Here is a 26,069-nt window from a genome sequence, read left to right as displayed (position 1 = left end):
AAAGTACAGGAAGGCCATTTGCCATCCATCACATAAACATGTGTAAGTTATCAGAAGCCACGGCCACCTGTCAAAAATCCGTAGACCTTTGGAAGAAAACGATGCAGCAACATACCTGCAGCGGCACAAATACTCAATGTTAATAATGGTACAAACAGGTAACAGAGTAAACGGTAATTGGGAATCATTGCTGTGTTCATTACTGCCCATTGCATCATATACGGCAGTAATGGAACATGTATGCCAAAAATAAAAAACGAATAGCTGCTGATGCTGTGGTACCATCGTTTACTCAGGAACCATTTTATTACACGATCGGCTCCAAACCACATACTCATAATACCGGCAAGTACAGCTACCTGGTACATAAAAATCAGTACCGTCCATGTTTGCGGTGTGTTTGGCTCCAGCTCAAAGGCCATAAATGTTTTAATAATTGAGAAGCCGATGAACACAATTAATGCAAGACCAAGACTAAACCATTGCGGTTCTTTTTCCAATGAAAAATTCCGTTTCTGAATCCATACACCCAGCGAAAAGAAAAACAATCCCCTGAAATCAATAAACGGCATATTTACAATAGAAACAAAAAACAAAAGGAATGTAAACGGCAACCAGATGTATGGAATTTTTAATACCAACCACCGTATTGCAGGGTATAAAAGATTAAATACAAACAAAGCAACAATAAACCACAATTGGTAAGCAATGGGTGCAAGCAACCAACGTTCAATTACTCCATTCCAACCAATAGCTGTATACGGCCTGTTATCGCCCAACTGATCGATACCTGCTTCGTAAACAATATTTGCAGTGTATGGAAACTGTTGCAGCAAAAATGTAAACAATAAACCCAATGCACTCCACACAAAGTAAGGAACAAGCAAGGTGCGGAAACGGTTTTTTACCTGTTGCAAATATGGACGATGATCGTATGTTGCATAGAGGTAACCCGAAATCATAAACAACATTGGTATACGAAACCGCAGTAAACCGTTTGCAACAAAATACTCGAAAAAGGTAGTAATGGTTAATGGTTCTTCTACCGAACTGAAGGGAGCAAGATAGCCGTTCTCCAGGTTGTAGCCGTGTACATACGCCAGCAATGCAATGCAGACGAATGTAAAAAAACGGAACTTCTGGCTAAGTGAACGGGTCATAATTTTTAATTAAGCGGAACGGTTAACACAACTTCGGTTCCCTCTCTTGCTATGGATGTTAATTGTAATTTTCCTTTTAATGCATCGGTACGCTTCTGCATATTTCCGAGGCCGTTTCCTCCGTCTGCATGTTTTACATCAAAACCAACACCATTATCTTTTACATACAGTACAAGTTTCTTGTTTGCAATAAACACATGTACTTCTGCTTTTGTACAACGTGCATACTTGGCAGCGTTGTTTACTGCTTCTTTAAAAATAAGAAAGAAATCACGGCGGCCTTCCATATCAATTTTCGCTTCGTTTACTTCTTCATCCGCCTTAAAATCGAGTTCAATATCTTTTGCTTCGAACACACTGGTTGCAAATTCACGCATACGTGCCACCACTTTCTGCATTGTGTCGTTGGCAGGTTTAATGGCCCACACGATATCATCCATTGCTTCCATCATCCGCTGACTGTTATCGCTGATCTTGCTGATGTATTCTGCAGTTTTGTGTGTATCGGTAGTAAGTTTAGCTTTGGCCATTGAGCTGAGGATATTGATAGTGCTGAGTGTGCTGCCCATATCATCGTGCAGATCCCGTGCTACACGGTTGCGGATTTTCTCCACTTCAAAAAAGCGTTTAAGCCGAAGACGATGCATACTGTAAGCGATCAACGCAACAATAACCAGCAGCAAGGTTATAAACCATTTGGTTTGCCAGAAAGGTGGCTTCACAAAAATGTTTAGCGTAGTAATGTTTTTTGAAACCAGTCCATCAAGGCTTTCTGCTTTTACTTTAAACACATAACGGCCGTGAGAAAGTTCATTGAAGGGAACCGATAAACGATCTGCACGGATCCAGTCTTTGTGCAGGCCTTCCATTTTATAATAGTAAATAAACTTCTCCCTGTTTTTAAAATCGAGTGAGGCAAAACTGATGGTAAAATTATTCTGATCGGAATTTAAACGTACTTCACGTAAACGCTGCAACGAATCAATAAGCTGGTACTGGCTGCCCAACAAAAAATCGGTTAACGTAACATCGGGCGGCGGATCGCTGCGGCGAAACGCTTCGGGTTTAAAAAACAACAAACTGTTTACACCCGAAAACATTACATAACCATCGCTGCAAATAAAATCGGCCTTATCGGTTAACTCGCCCATCAAAATGCCATCTTTACTTCCATAGCTTGTAAAACTTCTTCGCTTATGATCGTAACGGGAAAGACCTTTGTGTGTAATGATCCAGAGATAACCATTGCGATCCAACCGCAAACGCTTTATAGAGTTAGAAGGCAACCCATTGCGTACTGTTATTTGTTGTACTGTTTTTGCTTTTTTATTGATGATGTTTAATGCAGATGTTGCTGCATAAATAATACTGTCGTTGAGTTGCTCCAGATCGTCGCAGGAATTGGTAAAGAGTTTATTTGCTGCAGTGTAGGCTGTGTAATGCTGTTCCACTTTTCCGGTAACAGCATTAACCGCATAAATACCTTTATCCTGTGTGGCCACCCATATCCATCCATCGTTATCAACCAGTAATTTGTAGATGATGGCGCCAACACCAAGATCAAGTACAGTCCGATAATTTTTTCCATCGTACTTAATTAAACGCCCTGCCTGTGTACCAAACCAAAGCATGTTTTTTTTATCTTCTACGATGTAACGGATGGTGCGGTTATCAAATTCCGGCGGATGCAGGTATTCTGTTTTTTGTGTTTTAACATCGTGCACCATCAATAAACCAAACTGGCAACCAATAAATATTTTACCGGTTGTTTTTTGCTGACACATGCTCCATGTTAACTTATAACCATGCGCATCGTTTGCCGGCATTTGTTTGTATAACGGCGATGGATAAGGTTTAAAATTACGCCCAAGTGTAATAATACCTTTACCCCATGTGCTTATCCAGTAATCGCCGTTTTGCAGTTCGGTTAAATCGGTAACACTATATTGACCGGGTATGGCTGAGAGGTACATATTTACAATGTCGGTAGATGCATTCGACGTGTAATACAATCCCTGATCGCTGGCAATCCACAAAACGCCATCTCTGTCTTCGTACAACTGGTTGATGGCTTCGTAACGGATTCCGTAATTGTCGAGGTATTGTGTGCGGTACAACTGAAAGCCTTTGTTGATGGGATCTTTTTCGTTGGATAGGCTATAGAGATTTGCCAGACCATACAACCACAAATCGCCCTGTTTTGTTTCGAAGAAACTACGCACTTCTGAATACGATGTGTTGACACCCGTTAAACCTGCAGTATCGCTCAACGGTTTGCCACTCTCATCAAAACAATTATACTGCTGGCTCCCGGGCCAGTTAAACAACCAATGCCTTCGTTGTTTATCAATATAAATTTCGGTTACGTTATAATTTAATTGTTTGTTGTTGAGCAGGGGAAGATTTGCAGGGTTATAACCACTGTACCATGTTTGTTTGCTTGCTTCATCATAAACAACAAGCCCACTGTCGCAAACACTCCAGTAACGTTTCTTTACGGTATCATGAAAAGTATTGAACCCGATCTTCCAGTTTTCAGGCAAAGTATTCAATACAGTATTTTCGGTAAATGCATTTTGTGCTTTATCGTACTTTACAATTTTGCCGTATTGCCTTATGTTGATGTAGGTATTACCATAACCATCCTGCCACATATGAAATTCCGAACGTGCAGGAAGCGGCTTGGATGTTTTAATGGGTACAATTTTGTACGTGTAAGTTGATGGATTAAAAATACCAACCTGCCGCATAGCAAAAACGCCGAGCCACATACTGCTGCTATCATACGGTAAAATCTGGTTTACTGCAACAGTAGGTAACGGATCGCCTTTTGTACCATCGGGATCAAAGGTTACAAACTTACCACCATCGAAACGCTGTACGCCATTGCTGCCACCGATCCAGATAAAACCTTTTTTATCCTGGTAAATGCTGAAAATTACATTCGACTGTAAACCCAACCCATCTTCGGTACTGATGCGGTTAAAGGCATTAGAGAAACGTTGTGCTGCAAGCTGCACAACAGTTGTACAAATAAAAAGAAGGGTGAAAATGATTCTCATGCAAAAGCTTACTCCATCAAATGTAAACAACGTGTGTTACATAAAAGAATGCCTGCGGCAAAACCACATCATTATGTGATGTGTGGCACTGTTAGCAGCCACAATCCGTTCATTAAACATGGATATGCGATTGTCAACGTCTTTACAGCAAAGCATCTTTGTACTGTTAAACCTATCAAACAAAAAAGGCGTAAAGCCGCAAACCTTATCATCAATGAAGTATCTATTTATTCTTTTCATCGGCCTGTTTACAGCCGCAGCTGCAAAAGCAGAAATTGTAACACGTGAAGTAAAGCTAACCGCAGGCTTCAGCAGTTTGGAAATAAGCCACGATATTGATGTGGTGTTGACTGAAAGCAACGAAAACAACATTCGCATTGCAGGCGAAGAAAAATTTGCAAATGCAGTTGTACTCGATGAAAAAAACGGAAAGCTGCGTATCCTCAGCAAAAAAGGTTCGATGCACAAAAAAGTAACAGTGTTTATACCTGTTCAAAACCTGCGTAATCTTATTATTACCGGCTCGTCGTACATACGCAGCCAGGGTAACTTAAGCTCTACAGAATTACAGGTAAAATTAAGTGGCGCATCGAAAGTTGAAATTAACAATATCGGCAACATTGTATTTGCAGCCGATGAGGGCATTGATATCCTGGTTCAGAAATGGAACAGAACAAATGCTCCCCGTTAACTCAACAACTTCGGGAAATGAAAGCTGTCTGTAAAAGGGCAGCTTTTTTATTTGCCCAAAACGATTCGTTGTATAAATACCACACTTCATACAACTATTACAACTATTCACATATTTATGCTATTGTGCAGGCTTTTGCGCCTGCTATCTTTGAATTGTTATTAACCATTTAAGCCACACAACATGAAAAAAGGTTTTTTATTACTTACTGTTTTAACAGCCTGGCTGGTGGTAAAAAATTATCCATCGATGCATGTGCTGACAAACAAAAACAACAACCTCAACAAAAAAGCGGTGTTGTTGGCGCATGAAATAAAAAATCACTTGCGGCCTTTTACTACCGTTCATTTGTCTGGCATTAAAACAAAAACAAACAGTTGCAAGCAAACTATAAAAACACGGCCGTTGCAAGCCTGCAGAGAAACACAACGCATTAACCATGAAACCTTATTAACCATCAACAGCCTTTAAAAGCACTTAACTTATTTTAAACCGCCTGTCCGCAACTCTTACCTGATCGTACAATCAACGCCGCCCCGTAAGGCGGCTTTATCGTTTGCGTAAACAAATTTTTCCAGCCCTGTAATTCTTTTTATCTTTCCGCTCAACGATCGCCTGCTTTTAAACCAGGATTACTATGTCATTTTCAAACACAACCGGGCTTCAACAATTCAAGAGCCAGGTAGGTATTAAGTTTCAACTTTACAACAGCTTGTTTACCTCGTTACCGTTTCACCGGATTGAACGTACAGGTATTTTACTTTCGCTTCTTTTAACCAATACAGAAGATGGTTATAAAAAGAAGCAAAGTCCTGTTGAAATCATCAACGATTTTTTTCAACGTCATACTTCTTACAGCAAAGAACAGGAGCAAATTGATCTGTTGTTTCGTTTTGTGCAATACACCGAACGCCAGATTGTTTTGTTTGATGCATTGGAAGATGCTGCTTATCGTGATGTACATGATATGCAGGGTGCAGGTTCAATAAAACATCTGTTAAACGAAGTACAAACAAAAGGTAACGAACAGGAACTGCTTGATAAACTGAGCGACTACTGTATACGTTTGGTATTAACAGCACATCCTACACAATTCTATCCGGGCTCTGTATTAGGTATCATACACGATTTATCGAAAGCGCTTGCAGAAAATAATGCTACGCTCATTAATACCTATCTGCAACAGTTAGGTAAAACGCCGTTTCTAAAAAAGCAACGACCGACTCCTTACGATGAAGCCGTAAGCTTGATCTGGTATTTAGAAAATGTTTTTTATGCAGCTGCAGGAAGAATTTACAGCAACATTAAAACACAGTTACAGCTTGGTATTGAATTTGACCAACCTCTTATCCGCATGGGTTTCTGGCCCGGTGGCGACAGAGATGGTAACCCGTTTGTAACAACAGATATTACATTGAAAGTAGCAGAGCTGTTACGTGGTTCTATTATTAAATGTTATTACCTTGATGTACGCCGCATGAAACGCCGTCTTACTTTCCAGGGCGTTGATGTTTTGCTGGCAGGATTAGAAAAGAAACTCTACGATAACATTTTTATTCCCGGACACACTACCAGTTTAACCAAAGAAGAAGTACTTGCAACGCTGTTTGAAATAAGAAGCATTCTTATTCATCAACACAATGGATTGTTCCAGAACCAGGTTGATGCATTTATTAATAAAGTGCAGTTGTTTGGTTTGCATTTTGCATCGCTCGACATTCGCCAGGACAGTTCGGTGCACAGCAAAGTGTTATCGGCTATTGCAGCAAAAGAAGGTGCTGTTAACTTTCCGCTTTTACCCGGCTATGCAGTGGATGAAGAAAACACAGCTACAACCGATATGGTAAAAGAAACACTGGATGTAATGAAAAACATCCGCACCATTCAGCAACAGAACGGAGCCGATGGTTGCAGCCGTTACATCATCAGCCAATGTACAAGTGCTGAAAATGTAATGGAAGTATTTCAACTGTTACTGTTAAGCGGCTGGGATAAGGATCATCTTAACTTAGATATTGTTCCGTTGTTTGAAACAATTGAAGATTTAAAAAGTGCACCGGAGGTAATGAAGCAACTGTACACACACGAAGTGTACAGAGAGCATCTTATCCGTCGTGGACGCAGACAAACCATTATGCTTGGCTTCAGCGATGGTACAAAAGACGGTGGTTACCTCATGGCCAACTGGGGAATATATAAAGCAAAAGAAGAACTGAGCCGCATTTCAAAAGAATATGATTTTGATGTAATGTTCTTCGATGGTCGTGGTGGCCCTCCTGCACGTGGCGGTGGTAAAACGCACAAGTTTTATGCATCGATGGGCAAACATATTTCCAACAAAGAAATACAACTTACTATACAGGGACAAACGGTAAGTTCCAACTTTGGCACAACCGATGCTGCACAGTTCAACATTGAACAACTGTTGAATGCAGGCATCAGTAACGATTTGTTTGCAAGTAATAAAGTAACACTCAGTACAGAAGAGGAAGCCTTGATTATGGAAGTAGCAGGCACCAGCTATGCAGCTTACAGCGATTTAAAAAAGCATCCTTACTTTATGCAATACCTGGTAGATGCAAGTCCGCTGAAATATTACAGCGATACCAATATTGCAAGCCGTCCTGCAAAACGTGGAGGTTCTGCACGACTGGAATTAAAAGACCTGCGTGCTATCCCCTACGTTGGTGCATGGAGCCAGTTGAAACAAAACGTTACCGGTTATTATGGTGTGGGTACTGCATTAAAAGCACTGGACGACCAGGGACGTTTTGGCGAGATTAAACAACTGTACAACAATTCGCTGTTTATTAAAACACTGATGGATAACTGTGAGATGGCGATGAAAAAATGCTTCTTCCCGTTAACAGAGTATCTGCGTGACCATCCGGTGTATGGTGAAATATGGCAGAAAATTTATAACGAATACGAACTCACCAAAAAGTATGTGTTGTTGTTGAGTGGTAATACAGAGTTGATGGAAACATATCCTGTTGAACAACTCTCTATACAAATGCGTGAACGTATTGTGTTGCCGATTCTCACCATACAACAATATGCTATTGCAAAATGCAGAGAGTTAAACGGCCAGCAAAATGCACCAAGCAAAGCGGCTTACGAAAAGCTCATCATCCGTTGTTCGTTTGGTATTATTAATGCAGCGAGAAACTCTGCCTAAGGCTGGGTTTTACTGATATTGAAAAATCCGTGTGGTGTAGGCTGCACGGATTTTTTTGTTCCAGAAAGTGTTACTTTTCATTTATCCCCTCCTTAAACTTTGTTGTAATATGGACACTTCGCAGAATTTGGTTTTGTGAGATGTGGCGTATAATTTAGTGTTGCAGGTAATAATACTGACACTTCGCCACATGACAGTTATTGAACAATTAAAATCGCTATTAGAAAACACATACATTTCTGAAGATGGAGATGAGTATAAAATTGAACTACGGGAAGGCTTGACAGACAATGAAATTGAACTACTAGCACAAAGGCTTCCAACAGGACAAATTCCAAATGATGTAAGAGAGTTATTACGTTTCACAAAAGGCTTTGAATTTTACGGCATTGATGAAATTACTTTTGACGGTGTTGGACAATTTGGATTTGAAAACATATTTCCATACTCTGTACAACTTGGACACGATGGTTTTGGAAATTTTTGGATTTTAGATATAGACAGCAAAGGAATTTGGGGCAACGTTTTTTACGTTTGCCACGACCCGGCAGTTGTTGTAAAACAATCTGACAACCTTGCACAATTTATCAATCATATTGACGAGTATGGGAGAGATATTGAAAACTCAAACCTTAATACTATTCACGAAAAGACTGTATTTGACATTTGGAAAAATAACAACGGATTTATTGAAATCACTGAAGCAAGAAACTCTGATGATACAACACTTAAAAATTTTGCATTGACACTTGCAGACAATTTCGTTATTGCAGATTTGAGAGACAAACCAACCAAATCCGGCTTTGCTTGGGGCAAGTTTGGCCCTAACTTGGACAAAGCAATAAAATGTACTGACGAATTAATTTGGGGTATTGAAAAGGCAGAGAAAAAAGGATTCTTTTCGAAACTATTCGGTTAAATCTATTTTAGACGAGATACCTATTCAACTACAATGTTGTTACATAAAAAGAACTTCGACAATTTTTATAATGAAATCAGACAAGATTTCCCAAGAATGAAACAATTGAAAACCTGGGACAATTATGACAGGAGCCCCAACAGTGTTGAAAACTCATTAATTATGTCAGATCTTTCAGAAGAAATGGCGAAATGGGTTGAAGAAGGGGACGAAATTGATGCCAGAAGGCTGATGGACACAATTGAAAGATACTTTCATGAAGGAGACCTCCCTTTGACATCAATAATATATACAGACTTTTTGGTAACCATTATGGAAGCAAAACGGGAAACACGGGAACTTATTAAAACAATGATGGGATCAGAAACTAAAAAAAACTACTTTAAACTATTCAACTTTTATAGAGAGTCGGATAGTTAAATAAGAAACTCCCTAATCCAGTTTTGTATCCTTTCTCTGCAATGCATCTCCATTCATTCTTTCGGAATAAAGATTCAAAGAGTCTTAATTTTGCATTGGCTTCTCTAAAATTTAAAGACCATGCAACCAGCTCATTTATTACAACAGGTCGCCTTCATCAAAGAGATCGACAAGCTGAAATACATTCAACGCAAAACAAAACTGTTCAACAGCGAACGGCACGAAAATGATGCAGAGCACAGCTGGCATTTGGCCATGATGACGATTGTATTAGCCGAACATTCGAACAAGCCAATTGATGTGTTGAAAGTGGTGAAAATGGTATTGATACACGATATTGTAGAAATTGATGCAGGAGATACGTTTATTTACGACACTGCAAAAAACCATACCAATACAGAAGAAGAACTGCTCGCCGCAAAACGGATCTTTGGACTTTTACCTGCAGAACAGGCAGCAGATTTTATTGCAGTATGGAAAGAGTTTGAAGACGGCATAACCGATGAAGCAAAATTTGCAAGATCAATGGACCGGTTTGAACCTTTGCTGCAAAACACATCGAACAACGGCGGCACATGGAAGGAATTTGATGTGTCGTATGAAAAAGTATACGACAAGAAAAAAGCAATTAAAGAAGGTTCAGCCGGCATTTGGAAATATGCAGAGAACCTCATCAATGAAAGTGTTGAAAAAGGAATACTAAAAAAATAAAAATTATGCTCCCCGACATTCAAGCCTACAACAACAAACAAACGCCGGATGATAAAGCGATTTGTGATCTGCTGGCAACAGAGATCAGCAAAACATTAAAAGAAGCGGAGAACAAGATCTGGCATGCTCATCCCGTTTGGTTTTTGGAGGGCAACCCCATTGTTGGTTACAGTAAACAGAAAAAAGGAATTCGCCTTATGTTCTGGAGCGGCATCGGTTTTGATGAAGAAAGTTTAAATGTAAGAGGAGAAAAATTCAAAGACGCTTCCATTTTTTATAACAATGCATCGGAAGTGAAAACCAAAGATCTAAAACGCTGGCTGCAAAAAGGAAGAGACATTCAATGGGATTATAAGAATATTGTTAAACGCAAAGGCGTACTGGAACGATTGAAATAAACAAGCACGTAGCTTTGCATACATGGAACAATACCTGCGTTCATTTAATCTTTTCAGCAACGATGAAATAGAAAAAGCTTTACAGGCTGCCAGTTACCGTAAGATCGGTAAAGGCGGTTTTCTTATTCGTGAAGAGCAGGTTTGTAAACATGTATGGTTTGTTCAATCGGGTTTATTCCGTTCGTTCTATACCAATACCACCGGCGAAGAAATCACTTATTGTTTCGCTTTTGCAAATACATTTATCACCGCTTACTCTTCTTTTCTTACACAGGAAAAATCGGTAGAAAATATTCATGCGCTGTCGGATGCCGAAGTATATGCCATCCCACGTGAAACTATTCTGCAGCTGGAGCAAAGCAGCACAAACTGGCTGCGGTTTTCAAAACTGATAGCTGAGCAGGAATACATGAAAATGGAACAGCGTGTCTTTCTCCTGCAAAAAGAAAACGCAGAGAACAGGTATAAAGACCTCTTAGAAAAACATCCTGATTATTTGCAGCAGATCCCCTTACAGCACCTGGCATCGTATTTAGGCATTACACAACGTCATCTCAGCCGCATACGAAGAGCAATTACGATATAGAGACATTTGTCCTTTTTCATTGCAATGGCTTCCTGTTCATTTGTATAAAACAGGAAGATGAAAAAAGTATTGCTTATTAATGGTCACCCCGATAAGGAAAGTTTTAATCATGCGCTGGCAAATGCATACAAAGAAGGATTGGCAAAAACGAATGCACAGTTTACACAACTCAATATCGGCGAATTAAACTTCAACCCAAACCTGCAACATGGTTATCGGGAACGTACACAACTCGAGCCCGATCTGTTAAACGCTGTTGAACAGATAAAACAGGCCGATCACTTGGTATGGGTATTCCCGATGTGGTGGTATGGCTATCCTGCCATTATGAAAGGTTTTATTGACCGGGTTTTTCTGCCGGGTATCACCTATCAACCGGTGCCGGGCAAACCTTTCCCTAAAAAATTATTGAAAGGCAAAACAGCACACATCATCGTTACTGCCGATACACCCCGCTGGTACGACTGGCTGTTTATGAAAAGTCCCACCATCAACCAATTTAAAAAAGGCACGCTTGAATTTTGCGGTGTTAAGCCTGTACATGTAACCTTTATTGCACCGGTAAAAGATTCAAGTGAAGCATTTCGCAAAAAATGGCTTGGAAAAATGGTTGTTGCCGGCGAAGAGTTGAAGTAGCAGGGCTAAATGAAAGAATGCTTAACAACGCTGCCTTCATTGGTCGCCTGACCAACGAAAAGCTGCCGGAGATAACTGCCTTAACCATAAACTAATCAACTGTAAACTCCTCTCCCAACTATTTCTGTATTTTTGCCCCTCTTAAAAAAAGCACAATGAGTAAAGTACAGGTTGGGTTGGTGCAAATGAGTTGCACCGCCAATAAAGAAGAGAATCTGCAAAAGGCTATCGCCAAAACAAGGGAGGCTGCAGCCAAAGGCGCACAGATCGTGTGTTTACAGGAGTTGTTTACTTCGCTTTATTTCTGCGATGAAGAGAATTATGATAATTTCCTGCTGGCAGAAGCAATTCCCGGTCCATCAACCGATGCGTTGAGTGCAGTAGCGAAAGAGTTAGGTGTGGTGATCATTGCTTCGTTGTTTGAAAAACGTACACAGGGCTTATACCATAATACAACAGCTGTACTGGATGCTGATGGTGCTTACTTGGGCAAATACCGTAAGATGCATATACCCGATGATCCTGCGTATTACGAGAAATTTTATTTCACACCCGGTGATCTGGGTTATAAAGTATTCAAAACAAAATTTGCTACAATAGGTATTCTTATCTGCTGGGATCAGTGGTATCCTGAAGCAGCACGTATTACTGCATTGATGGGTGCTGAAATTTTATTCTATCCGACAGCTATTGGCTGGGCAACATCGCAGGATGAAGCAACCAATACCGAGCAATACAATGCATGGCAAACAATACAACGCAGTCATGCAGTTGCAAATGGTTTGCATGTAGTGAGTGTTAACCGTGTTGGGCTTGAGCAGAATGGTGCAATGAAATTCTGGGGGGGTTCATTTGTAAGCAATCCATTTGGCACATTGCTGTACAAAGCATCGCATGATGCAGAAGAAATTCATGTGCAGGAACTTGATCTTACCAAGAGTGATCGTTACCGCACACACTGGCCTTTCTTAAGAGACAGAAGAATTGATTCGTATCAGCCAATTACAAAGCGTTTTATTGATGAAGATTAAACTGCTCATGGTAGATGGTTCATTGTTCATAGCATGAGCCAACAACCATGATCGATGAACTATTAACTATGAACTCAAAACTTACTCCCAAAGAACTTGGATACATCTTTCCTGCTGAATTTGCTCCGCATGTAGCAACATGGCTTTCGTGGCCGCATAAGGAAGCTTCATGGCCGGGAAAAATTGATACCATCTTTCCATACTACGCTCAGTTTATTAAAGAATTGACGAAAGGTGAACAGGTGCGTATTAATGTGGCAGATGAAGCCATGAAGAATTTTGCATTGGGGCATTTACAAACAGCAGCTGTTGATCTGAGCAAAGTTGAATTCTTTTTTCATCCTACCAACGATGCCTGGTGCAGAGATCATGGTCCGGCATTTCTCATTAACCCAAATGCTGAACAAAAGAAAGTAATTGTCGACTGGGGATACAATGCATGGGGCGATAAATATCCTCCCTACGATCTGGATGATGTGATCCCAACATTGATTGGCAAGCATTACAACTTACCGGTATTCAATCCCGGCATCGTCATGGAAGGAGGCTCTGTTGAGTTCAATGGCAAAGGCACATTAATGACTTCAACTGCATGCTTACTCAATCCAAACCGTAACCCGCATTTGAATCAATCACAAATTGAAGAATACCTCATTAACTATTATGGTGTTGAACAGATTTTGTGGATTGATGAAGGCATTATTGGTGATGATACTGATGGACATATTGATGATACAGTTCGCTTTGTAAACGAAGACACTGTATTAACGGTTATTGAAGAAAACAAAGCAGATGAGAATTACGATCTGCTGCAACATAATTTAAAACAGCTGCAAAGCATGCGTTTGCTCAATGGCAAACAACTCAACATTGTGGAGTTACCCATGCCGGATGAAGTGCTGTATGATGAACAACGTTTACCTGCATCGTATGCAAACTTTTATATCGCTAACAAATCGGTGATTGTTCCAACCTTCCGTTGCGCAAAAGATGAAAAAGCATTGCAGATCATTCAGCAATGTTTTCCTGATCGTGATGTTGTTGGAATTGATTCAACAGAGATCATCTGGGGACTGGGCAGTTTCCATTGCTTAAGCCAACAGGAACCATTGGTATAGTCCACATCAACTAAAATCATTTTATAAACAAAGAAGTCTCTCCAAACGGAGAGACTTTCTTTTTCTCATGCTTAGTTACGATTACCATCATTAAAATTTCTAAAATCGAACCCCTTTGTAAAAACAAAGGGGTAATCGATTGCCTGCTATAGAAAGAGCGGGCCTGCCATATATAAAAAAGGAAACTGAATGGCCGTTGTTCGAGTTAGAATTTATACACGGCAGCCAACAGGAAGCTGGCAGCTGATTTTGTTCCTGCACCATCTTTATCGCTGTAGATAGAAGCGCCGGCACTTTCAATACGCAATTCAGGAATGAAAGTGAAGCCACCTACACGAAAGTTGGCAGAGAGTGTATTTGCGAAGATGGATGTACCAAAACCTTTTACACCATCTTTATCATCGAATAATTCGCTACGGAGTGTTAAACCAAACACATCTGTAGGATCAACGTTAAGGTATGCAGCAGCACCCCACCAGCTTTTAGCATCTTCGTTCTTAGAACCATCCCATGCTTTGGTATTGTTGAGTGTAGCGTTAACACCAATATTGAATTTGCTGCTAACAGCAAACGTACCTACAAAGTCAATTTGATTTACAAGAGAAGTGTCGGGGTTTTTACCGGCAACAAAGTTTGCATACAATTTAATACCGTCAGTTGCAGCAAGGCTGTACTGTGCAATAAAAAATTTCTTTTCAATTTGTCCGGCAGGTAATAAACGATAGTCTGTAGGGTTTGCAATACCTACCATGAAACCACTTTTACCAACAGTTAAATCTGCTTTAACACCAGTGTGTGTGAAAGGACCATTGGTGAACATGTAGCTCATGCTGTAGTTACGGTTAAGTTGCGGATCAACTAATTCATAACCTACGTGTGTAGCCCAAGTACCTGCAGTAAACTTGAGGCTTTCAACAGGAGCATATGAAACATACAATTGTTTAACTGCAGCAAAAATACCTGCATCATTGTAAGCAAATTCCATTGCACGTGGGCCGAAACCTAAATCTGCAACAGCACTTACTTTATCGCCTGCATGTTCAAATTTAACAGATGCCATACCAATAGCAAATGTGTTGTTTGCATTTGTAAAGCTTGTTCTGTTGTTAGAACCTTGTTTAGCGAAGTCGTATTTGAAATATGTATCTGCAGAACCACTAATGGTTAAAGCCGGTTTTTTTTCTGGTTCATCTGCTGCTGCCGCTGTTGAATCAGTTGGCGGAGTTACTTTTTCGAGCGATGAATTTTGTTGAGCGAAAGACAATAAGGTAACACACAGGAAAGACCCCGTTGCGAAGAATTTTCGTAACATTGTAATTGATTTTAAGTGTTAATAAGGGTACAGCACATCTGTTGCGTCAACAGCAGATTATTATGCTGTACCTTTTTTTTCTAATGGAAATCGATATTTAATAATGTGATTATTCAGAAATCTGATCTGCTTCTTCTTCTTTCATCTGGCCATTTTTAGCAACCAGCAAAGTTCCTTGCAGATACTTTTCGTTGTGCTGTGTAGCATCCAGACCCAACTCTTCTTCTTCTTCACTTACACGCAAAGGCAGAATAAAGTTGATGAATTTAAAGATGATGAATGATGCAGTAAAGCTGAATGCAACAACAATTACAAGCGCTTTTAACTGCGTAAAGAAGAAATCGAAGTTACCGTAGAACCAACCATCGTTTCCGGCTGTGTTAACTGCTTTTGACGCAAATAAACCCGTCATAAGCATACCAACCATACCACCAATACCATGACAAGGGAATACATCCAATGTATCATCAAGTCTTGATTTTTGTTTGTAGTATACTGCGATGTTAGAAATGATGGCTGCTACTGCACCAATGAAGATACTTTGAGGAATACCTACGAAACCTGCTGCAGGTGTAATGGCAACAAGACCAACTACTGCACCAATACAAAAACCAAGTACAGAAGGTTTTTTACCACGTACAACATCAAAGAACATCCAGCTTAAACCTGCTGCTGCTGCTGCTGTGTTTGTTGTTGCAAAGGCAGAAACCGCCAATGCATTTGAACCCAATGCAGAACCTGCATTGAAACCAAACCAACCAAACCAGAGCAAACCGGTACCGATCAATACGTATGGTACGTTTGCAGGTGGAATTTCTTTGTTTTCGATGTGTACTTTTCTGCGCTTTAATACCAATGCACCGGCAAGTGCAGCACAACCTGCAGAAATGTGTACTACTGTACCACCTGCAAAGTCGAGAACACCCATTTTAAACAGGAATCCATCCGGATGCCAGCTCCAATGCGCAAGCGGAGCATAAACTAATAATGAAAATAAAACGGTAAACAGGATATAGGATGTAAAACGGATACGTTCAGCAACGGCACCTACTACCAGACCAGGAGTAATGATTGCAAACATCATCTGGAACAAAGCAAACAACGCTAACGGTATGCTTGGTGCTAAACTCCAGGGAGCACCTGAGGTAACATCTTTAAAGAACAGGAAAGTAGAAGGATCGCCAATGAAACCACCAACGGAAGAACCAAAGGCAAGGCTGAAGCCAACTACAATCCAAAGTACGCCTACCACACCTGCGGCAACCACACTTTTGATCATTGTTGAAATAACGTTCTTACGGTGCACCATACCGCCATAGAAAAAGGCAAGGCCGGGTGTCATAAGAAATACTAATGCTGTTGCTACAATAATCCAGGCAATATCTGCAGGATTATAAACGCCTGCTTTGTCTTCAAAACCGGGAACAACCGGAATGAACAACGAGGCAATGGCTACGGCTGCCAAAATGAGGAAGGGGGCAATTTGCCGTGGGGTTACTTTTTTAATCATGGTCTATCGATTTTTGGTTTAGATATTAATTAATTATTTAATTAATTATTATTTAACTAAACTACCGATAAAAACTAATACAACACGTTAGTTTATTTCACATTTTATATTTTTTAATATTTATTGAATGGCAACAAAAAAACAGGTGCAATAATTTAAAATTCAATTATTTACACCTGTTTAAACAAGTTGGGCATCATATTACCCAACAAATAAACTCTTACTAAAACATTAAAGCTGCAGCAGTTTGATCTTTTGTCTCCAAAACGGATATTCCACCGCTTAAAAACTCATCTACTTTACGTGCACATTCACGCCCTTCGCTGATAGCCCAAACCACCAGTGATTGACCACGACGCATATCACCTGCAGTAAACACTTTATTGATATTTGTTTTATACTCTTTTTCCGTTGCCTTTACATTCTTACGTTCATCCAAGTCAACTCCTAACTGCTCAAGCAAACCGGCATATTGCGGATTTACAAAACCCATTGCCAATAAAGCAAGTTCGCAGGGAATAATCCGTTCGCTGCCTTCTCTTTCTACAAAAGATGCCGGACGACCATCGGCACTGCTCTTCCATTCAAGGTCAACAATTTTCAATGCCTTCAACTTACCATTTTCATCACCAATAAATTCTTTGGTTGCAACAGCCCATTTACGATCGGCACCCTCTTCATGCGAGGAAGATGTTTTCAACGTCATGGGATAAGTTGGCCAGGGCATAAACTGTGTACGACCTGTTGGTGGCATTGGCATTAATTCAAATTGTGTTACCGATGTTGCTTTATGTCGGTTGCTTGTACCTACGCAGTCGCTTCCTGTATCGCCACCACCAATTACCACAACATTTTTACCCGTTGCCAACACTTCTGCTGAAAGTATATTGCTCTCAATAGCTGCGTTTGCTAACGGATCGAGATTGGCATTACGTTTATTCTGTTGCTTTAAAAATTGCATTGCGAAATAAACACCATCCAATTCACGACCGGGAACATTCAGATCACGTGGTACTGTTGAACCACCTGCAAGAACGATGGCATGAAACTCACGCAGCAGATCATTCACATTTACATTTACACCTACGTTGGCGTTGCATTTAAATGTTACACCTTCTTCTTCCATCAGTTTTACACGACGGTCGATTACCCATTTCTCCAGTTTAAAATCGGGAATACCGTAACGCAACAAACCTCCGGGCTGATCATCACGTTCAAATACAGTAACTGTATGACCGGCATAATTCAGCTGAGCAGCTGCCGCCAAACCTGCAGGACCACTACCTACCACTGCCACTTTTTTTCCTGTGCGTTTGTTGATCTTTTTCGGCTGTACAAAATTTTTCTCGAAAGCAATTTCAATGATATGCTTTTCAATTTCTTCAATTGCAATTGCCGGTTGATTGATGCCTAACACACATGCAGATTCGCATGGTGCCGGACAGATACGACCCGTAAACTCAGGGAAATTATTGGTTGATGTAAGAATATCGTACGCATCTTTCCACTCTTTATTATACACCGCATCGTTGAACTCGGGAATAACGTTGCCTAAAGGACAACCGCTGTGACAAAACGGAACACCACAATTCATACAACGTCCACTCTGCTGGTTCAGCTTTTCATCGCTGTAACGGTTTACAAATTCTTTGTAATCGCCTACACGCTCTTCCACACTACGCTTTGATGGAAGCTCTCTTGTAAATTCTAAAAATCCGGTTGGTTTACCCATTTCTAAAACGATTTATAACGCTTTCGCTGAATTAGATGATTATTTACCTGCCACTGCAATTTGTGAAGACTTCTGCAGCACTTTTTTGTAATCGCTTGGGAATACTTTTACAAAATGTTGGAGTTGATTTTCGAAATCGTCCAGAACAAATTTTGCAACAGCACTGCCTGTGTATTCAAAATGTTTGCTGATCATTTGTTTTAATTCTGCAACATCATCTGCTCCCACAGGATCCAGATCAACCATTTCTTTATTGCAGTTAGTTGCAAACTTTCCTTTCACATCATACACATAAGCAATACCACCACTCATACCTGCGGCAAAGTTGCGGCCTGTATCGCCAAGGATCACTACACGTCCACCTGTCATGTATTCGCAACCATGATCGCCTACACTTTCAACAACTACGTTGGCGCCAGAGTTACGAACTGCGAAACGTTCGCCTGCTTTACCACGAATGAATGCTTCACCACTTGTTGCACCATAGAACGCAACGTTACCAATGATGATATTTTCTTCAGGAGTAAATGTTGCTGCTTTTGGCGGATACACGATGAGGCGTGCACCACTTAAACCTTTACCAAAATAATCGTTTGCATCACCTTCCAGCTCGAGTGTAATACCATTGGTGTTAAATGCACCAAAGCTTTGTCCTGCAGTACCGGTAAATTTAAAATGAATCGTATCCTGCGGTAAGCCTTCTCCACGATACACTTTTGTGATCTCGTTCGAAAGAATTGTACCTGCAGTACGATCGGTATTTTTAATTTCAAATGAAGCTGTAACCTTTTCTTTCTTTTCAATTGCAGGTTTTGCTGCAGCCAACAATTTCCAGTCGAGCACTTCTGCCAAACCATGATCCTGATCTTCTGCACAGTACAATCCTGTTGTTGCAGAAGCCGGTTCTTTGTAAAGAACAGGAGAAAGATCAAGCTTGCTGAATTTCCAATGCGTAATGTTTTCACGCATTTGCAGATTATCTACCTGGCCTACCATTTCATTGATCGTACGGAAACCAAGCTCAGCCATAATTTCACGCAACTCCTGTACAATAAAGCGGAAGAAATTTACCACATGATCAGGATCGCCGCTGAAACGCTTACGCAATTCAGGATCTTGTGTGGCCACACCAACAGGACAAGTATTAAGATGACACTTACGCATCATGATACAACCTTCAACAACCAATGCAGCTGTTGCAACACCCCACTCTTCTGCACCAAGCAAAGTAGCGATAGCAATGTCACGGGCTGTTTTCATCTGACCATCGGCTTGCACTACCACACGGCTGCGCAATTTATTTTTCACCAGTGTTTGATGTGCTTCAGCCAAACCAAGTTCCCAAGGCAAGCCTGCATGCTTGATAGATGAAATAGGTGATGCACCTGTACCTCCATCAAAACCACTGATCAATACTACATCTGCTTTTGCTTTTGTTACACCCGCAGCAATCGTACCCACACCAGCTTTACTTACAAGCTTTACGTTAATACGTGCAGCACGGTTGGCATTTTTTAAATCGAAGATGAGCTGTGCCAAATCTTCAATCGAATAAATATCGTGATGCGGAGGAGGTGAAATTAAACCAACACCAGGTGTTGAGTGACGTGTACGGCCGATCCAGTCATCTACTTTATGACCCGGCAGCTGTCCACCTTCACCCGGCTTAGCACCTTGTGCCATTTTAATTTGTAACTCATCTGCTTCTGTGAGATACAAACTTGTTACACCAAAACGTGCAGAAGCAACCTGCTTAATTGCAGAACGCATACTGTCGCCATTTGGTAAACGTTCGTAACGTACTTCATCTTCACCACCTTCACCGGTATTGCTCTTGCCACCTAAGCGGTTCATGGCAATCGCCAATGTTGTATGTGCTTCCCACGAAATAGAACCGAAGCTCATAGCACCTGTAGCAAAACGTTTGTAAATGTTTTCTGCAGACTCCACTTCATCGATGCTGATAGCAGGACGGGTACGTTTAAATTCGAACAGGCTACGCAGCGTTGCAGCTTTTTCGCTCTGATCGTTTACATACTTTGTATATTTTTTAAACGTATTGTAATCGTTCATTTTTGTTGCGTACTGCAACAGGTGAATGCTTGTTGGATTAAACAAATGGAATTCGCCTTTACGTTTCCACTGGTAAACACCACCCACCGGTAAACGATCTACCGGAATATCTTTTTTGCTGAAAGCAAAGTAATGTTTCACCAAAGCTTCACGTGCAATTTCTTCCAGACCGATACCTTGTATACGACTTGTTGCACCTGTGAAATATTTATCAACTACTTCCTGGTTCAAACCAAGTATTTCAAAGATCTGTGCACCCTGGTATGATTGCAAGGTAGAGATCCCCATCTTCGAGAATACCTTCAGCAAACCATCGCAAACAGCTTTCACATAATTCTTACGCAAAACTTCCCACTCGAGTTCTGTTTCGAGTTTACCGTTCACTTTCATGTTACGGATAGAAGCCAATGCGAGGTATGGATTGATGGCTGTTGCACCAAAAGCAACCAAGCATGCAAAATGATGTACTTCCCAAACATCGCCTGCTTCAACAACAATACCTACTTCGCCACGTAATCCTTTACGGATAAGGTGATGATGTACTGCAGCAGTTGCGAGTAACGATGGAATAGCAGCATGATCACTATCTACTGCACGATCGCAAAGGATCAACACTTCAAATCCATCACGCACAGAATCTTCTGCATAACGACAGATACGATCGAGACCTGCTTTTAATGAGCCGGGCTTACCATCTGCACGGAAATAGATCTGAATGGTTTTTGCCTGGAACTTACCGGTATCAATACTTCTGATCTTTTCCAGATCGCTGCTGGTAAGGATCGGTTGTTTCAATGCTACCGTGTGGCAATGCATCGGATCTTCTTCCAACAGGTTACCGTTGTTACCAACAAAGGTTGCAAGACTCATTACCATACGCTCACGAATAGGATCGATCGGCGGATTGGTTACCTGTGCAAACAATTGCTTGAAGTAAGAAGAAAGATGTTGCGGCTGATCGCTCAATACAGCCAACGGTGTATCGGTACCCATTGAACCGATCGGTTCTTTACCATCGAGCGCCATTGGCGTAATGATGGTATCGATATCCTCAGTTGAGTAACCAAATGCTTTTTGATATTTATGTACGCTTTCATCGCTGAGATGTGTAAAGGCTACACGTGGCTCAGGCAATTCTTCCAAACGTATTTTATTTTGATTTAACCAATCGGCGTATGGCTTTTGCGAACAGATGGTTGATTTCAATTCATCATCACTGATGATGCGACCTTGCTCCATATCCACCACAAACATTTTACCGGGATGTAAACGGCCATTCTTTACAATGGTTTTCGGATCAACCCACAATACACCACTTTCACTCGCCATAATTACACGATCATCGGTAGTAATGCAGTAACGTGAAGGACGAAGACCATTACGATCAAGTGTAGCACCAATCATTTTACCATCAGTAAATGAAATAGATGCCGGACCATCCCATGGCTCCATAATCGTTGCATGGTATTCGTAGAACGCTTTCTTCACCGGATCCATCTGATCGTTACCATCCCATGCTTCAGGAATCAACATCATCATTACATGCGGTAATGAACGACCTGTCATGGTTAACAGCTCGATCATGTTATCTAAACATGCAGAATCTGATTGTCCGCCGGAAACAATTGGCAACAACATCTCCATTTCTTCTTTTGTGAAATTGGGAGAAGAGAAACCATGCTCACAAGACTTTAACCAGTTGAGGTTACCTTGTAATGTATTGATCTCACCATTGTGTGCAATATAACGGAAAGGTTGTGCGAGTTTCCATGAAGGAAATGTGTTGGTTGCAAAACGGCTGTGTACCAAACCAAATGCACTCACCACACGTTTGTTGTTTAAGTCGGGGAAGTAACCACGAACCTGTCCGCTGGTTAACTGTCCTTTGTAAACAACTGTTTTATAAGAGAGTGATGCAATGTAAAAACCAATGGCATCTTTCTTTACTGTACTGTTAATTAAATGCGTTGCATGATTACGCAATACAAACAACTTGCGTTCGAACTCATCGGCATTGGTAATGTGATCGGGACATGCAATAAACACATGTTCCATTTCCGGTTCTACGCTTAATGCAGAAGGACCAATACCATCCGGATTCACGGGTACTTTTCTGTACGTCAAAATTTCAAGACCCAGCTTTTCTGCTGTGCGGTTGAAAATATCACGACACTCTTCACGAAGCTTTACTTCTTTCGGGAAGAACAACACACCCACACCATATTTTCCAAATGAAGGAAGATGTACACCCAGCTTTAAACATTCTTCAAAGAAGAATTCATGTGGAACCTGGATCATAATACCTGCACCATCGCCGGTATTATCTTCGCAACCACATGCACCACGATGTTCCATACGTTCAAGAACAGTTAATGCATCACTGATGTGTTGATGAGATTTGTAGCCTTTGATACTCGCTACGAAGCCGATACCACAAGCATCGTGTTCAAATGCCGGGTTGTATAAACCTTGGTTGCCTGCCATTCTACATGCAAGTTTTGAATTAAAAATATTATTTGTATCAGGGTTTAGGTTCCTGAAATAGCAAGCAATCGTCTAAAATTACCAAATAAATCAACTAACACCCGTTGTGAGGTCTGTCATATTTTTAACACAAACATCACACAAGGTATCCAAACAGGTTATCGTTCTTGTTTAGTTCGGTAAAGTTAATCTGGTACTTTTTCATATTGGCTAAAAGCGCATCATAGTCCATCCTGCTCCGCAGCTCCACTCCCACCAATGCCGGACCTGTTTCTTTATTATGCTTCTGCATGTACTCAAAACGTGTAATGTCATCGTTTTCACCGAGCACATGATTTACAAATTCTTTTAATGCACCGGGTCGTTGTGCAAATCGTATGAGGAAATAATGTTTTAACCCTTCGTACTGCAGGCTTCGTTCTTTGATCTCCTGCATGCGATCAATATCGTTGTTGCTTCCGCTCACCACGCAAACAACTGTTTTGTCCTGGATGGCATCAGCATAGTCATCTAACACAGCAATGCTTAACGCACCTGCCGGTTCAACTACAATGGCATCTTCGTTATATAATCTTAAGATAGTAGAACAGATCTTTCCTTCAGGCACAAGATGCATATCGTCTAACACATCTTTACAAATGCTGAACGGAATATCGCCTACACGTTTTACAGCAGCACCATCAACAAAGCGATCAATATTTTCAACAGTTACAGGATGACCTGCTGCCAACGCTTCTTTCATTGATGGAGCACCTTCCGGCTCTACTCCAATAATTTTTGTTTTGGGTGAATAGGTTTTGAAATACGAACCAATGCCCGCACTTAAACCACCACCACCAACCGGAATAAAGATGTAATCAATTTCACTCTGTTCTTCCAGTATCTCCACACCAACGGTACCCTGCCCTTCGATGATGCGCAGATCATCGAAAGGAGGAATAAAGGTCATACCGTTTTCTTCTGTATATTTTTTTGCCGCAGCAGCACAATCATCGAATGTATCGCCCACCAAACGCACTTCAATAAAATCTTCGCCAAACATTTTTGTTTGGTTGATCTTTTGATTGGGCGTTATCACAGGCATGAACACCACACCTTTTGCATTGAGCTTTTTACAACTGAATGCAAAGCCCTGTGCATGGTTACCTGCACTTGCGCATACAACACCTTTTTGTAATTCTTCGGTGGATAAACTGCTCATCATGTTATAAGCACCACGCAATTTATAACTGCGTACCACCTGCAGATCTTCACGCTTGAGGTACACTTTACAGTTGTACTTCTTGGAGAGATTGCGGTTTAACTGCAACGGCGTTTTGTGCACTACTTTTTTAATACGCAGTGCGGCGCCGTTAAAATCTAATTGTATGTTCGATGCAGTATTCATTCTTAATTATGCTTCAGTGCTGATCTTCTTCATATCGGTCATTGCTTTACGCAATACAGCGCCTACCTGTTCAACAGGGTGCGAACGAAGAATATCATTTACAGCGATCAGTTCTTTGTTATCAACCCCTGCATCTTTACCATCGTTGAAGTTTTTACCGATCACATCTGTATCAATTGTTTTCATGAATTCTGTAAGCATTGGTTTTGCTGCATGATCAAACAGGTAGCAACCATATTCTGCTGTATCAGAAATTACACGGTTCATTTCAAACAACTTCTTACGTGCAATTGTATTAGCAATCAACGGTGTTTCGTGCAATGATTCGTAGTAAGCACTTTCTGCTTTAATACCTGAAGCAACCATTGTTTCAAATGCAAGTTCAACACCTGCACGTACAAATGCAACGAGCAACAAACCATTATCGAAATATTCCTGCTCAGCAATTTTAGCTGAAGTAGGTGCAGTTTTTTCAAATGCAGTTTCGCCTGTTGCTGCACGCCAGCCGAGTAAGTTCTTATCATCATTTGCCCAGTCTTTCATCATAGTTGATGAAAATTCGCCGCTCATGATATCGTCCTGGTGTTTGCGGAACAACGGACGCCAGATATTTTTGATCTCTTGTGAAAGTTCAAATGCTTTGATCTTGGCAGGATTTGATAAACGATCCATCATGGCAGTAACACCACCGTGCTTCAACGCTTCAGTGATCACTTCCCAACCATATTGAATCAATTTTGATGCATAAGCAGCATCAACACCATTCGCTACCATTTTATCGAAAGCAAGAATAGAACCTGTTTGTAACACACCACACAAAATGGTTTGCTCACCCATCAGATCCGATTTTACTTCGGCAACAAATGATGAACGCAACACACCTGCACGATGACCACCTGTTGCAGCAGCATATGCTTTTGCCTGGATCAAACCTTTTCCTTCAGGATCATTCTCAGGATGCACAGCGATCAAAGTAGGTACACCAAAACCACGCTTGTATTCTTCACGCACTTCTGTACCCGGACACTTAGGTGCCACCATGATCACCGTAATATCTTTACGGATCTGTGTACCTTCTTCCACAATATTAAAACCATGTGAGTACGACAAAGTAGAACCTTGTTTCATCAATGGCATAATGGCTTTAATTACTGATGTATGCTGTTTATCGGGAGTTAAGTTCAACACGAGATCAGCAGTTGGGATCAATTCTTCGTATGTGCCAACATTGAAACCATTCTCTGTTGCATTTTTCCATGAAGCACGTTTTTCTGCAATGGCTTCTTTACGTAACGTGTACGAAATATCCAATCCTGAATCACGCATGTTTAAACCCTGGTTCAAACCTTGTGCACCGCAACCAACGATGACGATCTTTTTTCCCAATAACGCATTCACACCATCCGCAAACTCACTACGGTCCATAAATTCACATACACCAAGCTGTGCAAGCTGTTCCCTGAGCGGAAGTGTGTTAAAGTAATTTGCCATTTTCGTTTCTCTTTTTTGTTTTGCCTTTGCTCACAACAAGCAAAGAAAGTTTAGATTTAAAAATTTAATTTTTATGTTACCAGCGACATCAACGCTCATCATCCTCTGTTGCGTCGCACTCTTCTACTACATCAACTTTATTCATCATCCTTTCATCCAACCAATCACAT

At 40.8% G+C, this 26,069-nt stretch carries 20 protein-coding genes; 12 read left to right on the top strand and 8 right to left on the bottom strand.

The features are described 5' to 3' along the window. Nucleotides 1-50 precede the first annotated feature (50 nt). Complete coding sequence (locus ESA94_RS19955; RefSeq protein ID WP_129132718.1) at nucleotides 51-1,160, bottom strand: acyltransferase family protein; 1,110 nt, start codon at nucleotides 1,158-1,160, stop codon at nucleotides 51-53. A gap of 5 nt (nucleotides 1,161-1,165) precedes the next feature. Continuing rightward, nucleotides 1,166-4,222, bottom strand: a complete 3,057-nt coding sequence (locus ESA94_RS19950; RefSeq protein ID WP_129132717.1) for a ligand-binding sensor domain-containing protein — start codon at nucleotides 4,220-4,222, stop codon at nucleotides 1,166-1,168. Nucleotides 4,223-4,436: 214 nt separating this feature from the next. Here ESA94_RS19950 and ESA94_RS19945 point away from each other — a divergent pair, with 214 nt between their 5' ends. From ESA94_RS19945 to ESA94_RS19895, 12 genes are all read left to right on the top strand, one after another. Next, nucleotides 4,437-4,913, top strand: coding sequence for a GIN domain-containing protein (locus tag ESA94_RS19945; RefSeq protein ID WP_129132716.1), 477 nt, complete (start codon nucleotides 4,437-4,439; stop codon nucleotides 4,911-4,913). Nucleotides 4,914-4,930: 17 nt separating this feature from the next. Next, a complete protein-coding gene (locus ESA94_RS21530) occupies nucleotides 4,931-5,086 on the top strand; it encodes a hypothetical protein (RefSeq protein WP_164972806.1) in 156 nt (51 codons plus the stop codon). 10 nt (nucleotides 5,087-5,096) lie between these two features. Beyond that, nucleotides 5,097-5,384 (top strand): hypothetical protein, encoded by a 288-nt coding sequence (locus ESA94_RS19940; RefSeq protein ID WP_129132715.1) that lies wholly within the window; start codon nucleotides 5,097-5,099, stop codon nucleotides 5,382-5,384. A gap of 166 nt (nucleotides 5,385-5,550) precedes the next feature. Next, a complete protein-coding gene (locus ESA94_RS19935) occupies nucleotides 5,551-8,091 on the top strand; it encodes a phosphoenolpyruvate carboxylase (protein ID WP_129132714.1) in 2,541 nt (846 codons plus the stop codon). A gap of 190 nt (nucleotides 8,092-8,281) precedes the next feature. Continuing rightward, a complete protein-coding gene (locus tag ESA94_RS19930) occupies nucleotides 8,282-9,010 on the top strand; it encodes an SMI1/KNR4 family protein (RefSeq protein WP_129132713.1) in 729 nt (242 codons plus the stop codon). A 33-nt stretch (nucleotides 9,011-9,043) separates the two neighbouring features. Next, nucleotides 9,044-9,430, top strand: a complete 387-nt coding sequence (locus ESA94_RS19925) for a DUF7674 family protein (RefSeq protein ID WP_449405347.1) — start codon at nucleotides 9,044-9,046, stop codon at nucleotides 9,428-9,430. A gap of 120 nt (nucleotides 9,431-9,550) precedes the next feature. After that, nucleotides 9,551-10,141 carry an HD domain-containing protein gene (locus ESA94_RS19920; protein ID WP_129132711.1) on the top strand — a complete coding sequence of 197 codons (591 nt, stop codon included), beginning with the start codon at nucleotides 9,551-9,553 and terminating at the stop codon, nucleotides 10,139-10,141. A gap of 5 nt (nucleotides 10,142-10,146) precedes the next feature. Then, on the top strand, nucleotides 10,147-10,539 hold the full coding sequence (locus ESA94_RS19915) for a DUF1801 domain-containing protein (protein WP_129132710.1): 393 nt from the start codon (nucleotides 10,147-10,149) through the stop codon (nucleotides 10,537-10,539). A 22-nt stretch (nucleotides 10,540-10,561) separates the two neighbouring features. Further along, nucleotides 10,562-11,125 (top strand): Crp/Fnr family transcriptional regulator, encoded by a 564-nt coding sequence (locus ESA94_RS19910; RefSeq protein ID WP_129132709.1) that lies wholly within the window; start codon nucleotides 10,562-10,564, stop codon nucleotides 11,123-11,125. Between the two features lie 57 nt (nucleotides 11,126-11,182). Next, nucleotides 11,183-11,761, top strand: a complete 579-nt coding sequence (locus ESA94_RS19905; RefSeq protein ID WP_129132708.1) for an NAD(P)H-dependent oxidoreductase — start codon at nucleotides 11,183-11,185, stop codon at nucleotides 11,759-11,761. A 155-nt stretch (nucleotides 11,762-11,916) separates the two neighbouring features. Continuing rightward, entirely contained in the window at nucleotides 11,917-12,792 is an 876-nt protein-coding gene (locus ESA94_RS19900) for a carbon-nitrogen hydrolase (RefSeq protein ID WP_129132707.1), read from the top strand. A 68-nt stretch (nucleotides 12,793-12,860) separates the two neighbouring features. Next, a complete protein-coding gene (locus ESA94_RS19895; RefSeq protein WP_129132706.1) occupies nucleotides 12,861-13,910 on the top strand; it encodes an agmatine deiminase family protein in 1,050 nt (349 codons plus the stop codon). A 205-nt stretch (nucleotides 13,911-14,115) separates the two neighbouring features. Here ESA94_RS19895 and ESA94_RS19890 read toward each other — a convergent pair whose 3' ends face one another. The 6 genes from ESA94_RS19890 to ilvC form a co-directional block, all read right to left on the bottom strand. Continuing rightward, nucleotides 14,116-15,222: an outer membrane beta-barrel protein gene (locus ESA94_RS19890; RefSeq protein ID WP_129132705.1), complete on the bottom strand. Its 1,107-nt coding sequence runs from the start codon at nucleotides 15,220-15,222 to the stop codon at nucleotides 14,116-14,118. 109 nt (nucleotides 15,223-15,331) lie between these two features. Further along, entirely contained in the window at nucleotides 15,332-16,732 is a 1,401-nt protein-coding gene (locus ESA94_RS19885; RefSeq protein ID WP_129132704.1) for an ammonium transporter, read from the bottom strand. Nucleotides 16,733-16,955: 223 nt separating this feature from the next. Continuing rightward, nucleotides 16,956-18,464, bottom strand: coding sequence for a glutamate synthase subunit beta (locus ESA94_RS19880; protein WP_129132703.1), 1,509 nt, complete (start codon nucleotides 18,462-18,464; stop codon nucleotides 16,956-16,958). 39 nt (nucleotides 18,465-18,503) lie between these two features. Then, the gene (gene gltB / locus ESA94_RS19875) at nucleotides 18,504-23,021 is read right to left on the bottom strand and encodes a glutamate synthase large subunit (protein WP_129132702.1); all 4,518 of its coding nucleotides are present in this window, start codon (nucleotides 23,019-23,021) and stop codon (nucleotides 18,504-18,506) included. A gap of 136 nt (nucleotides 23,022-23,157) precedes the next feature. Beyond that, entirely contained in the window at nucleotides 23,158-24,408 is a 1,251-nt protein-coding gene (gene ilvA / locus ESA94_RS19870) for a threonine ammonia-lyase (protein ID WP_205756026.1), read from the bottom strand. A gap of 6 nt (nucleotides 24,409-24,414) precedes the next feature. Beyond that, nucleotides 24,415-25,899, bottom strand: coding sequence for a ketol-acid reductoisomerase (ilvC, locus tag ESA94_RS19865; protein ID WP_129132701.1), 1,485 nt, complete (start codon nucleotides 25,897-25,899; stop codon nucleotides 24,415-24,417). Between the last annotated feature and the right edge of the window lie 170 nt (nucleotides 25,900-26,069).

The sequence above is a fragment of the Lacibacter luteus genome (assembly GCF_004118265.1).
Lineage (GTDB): Bacteria > Bacteroidota > Bacteroidia > Chitinophagales > Chitinophagaceae > Lacibacter > Lacibacter luteus.
Note: the sequence above shows the minus strand (reverse complement) of the source record. Positions and strands in the feature narration are given on the sequence as shown.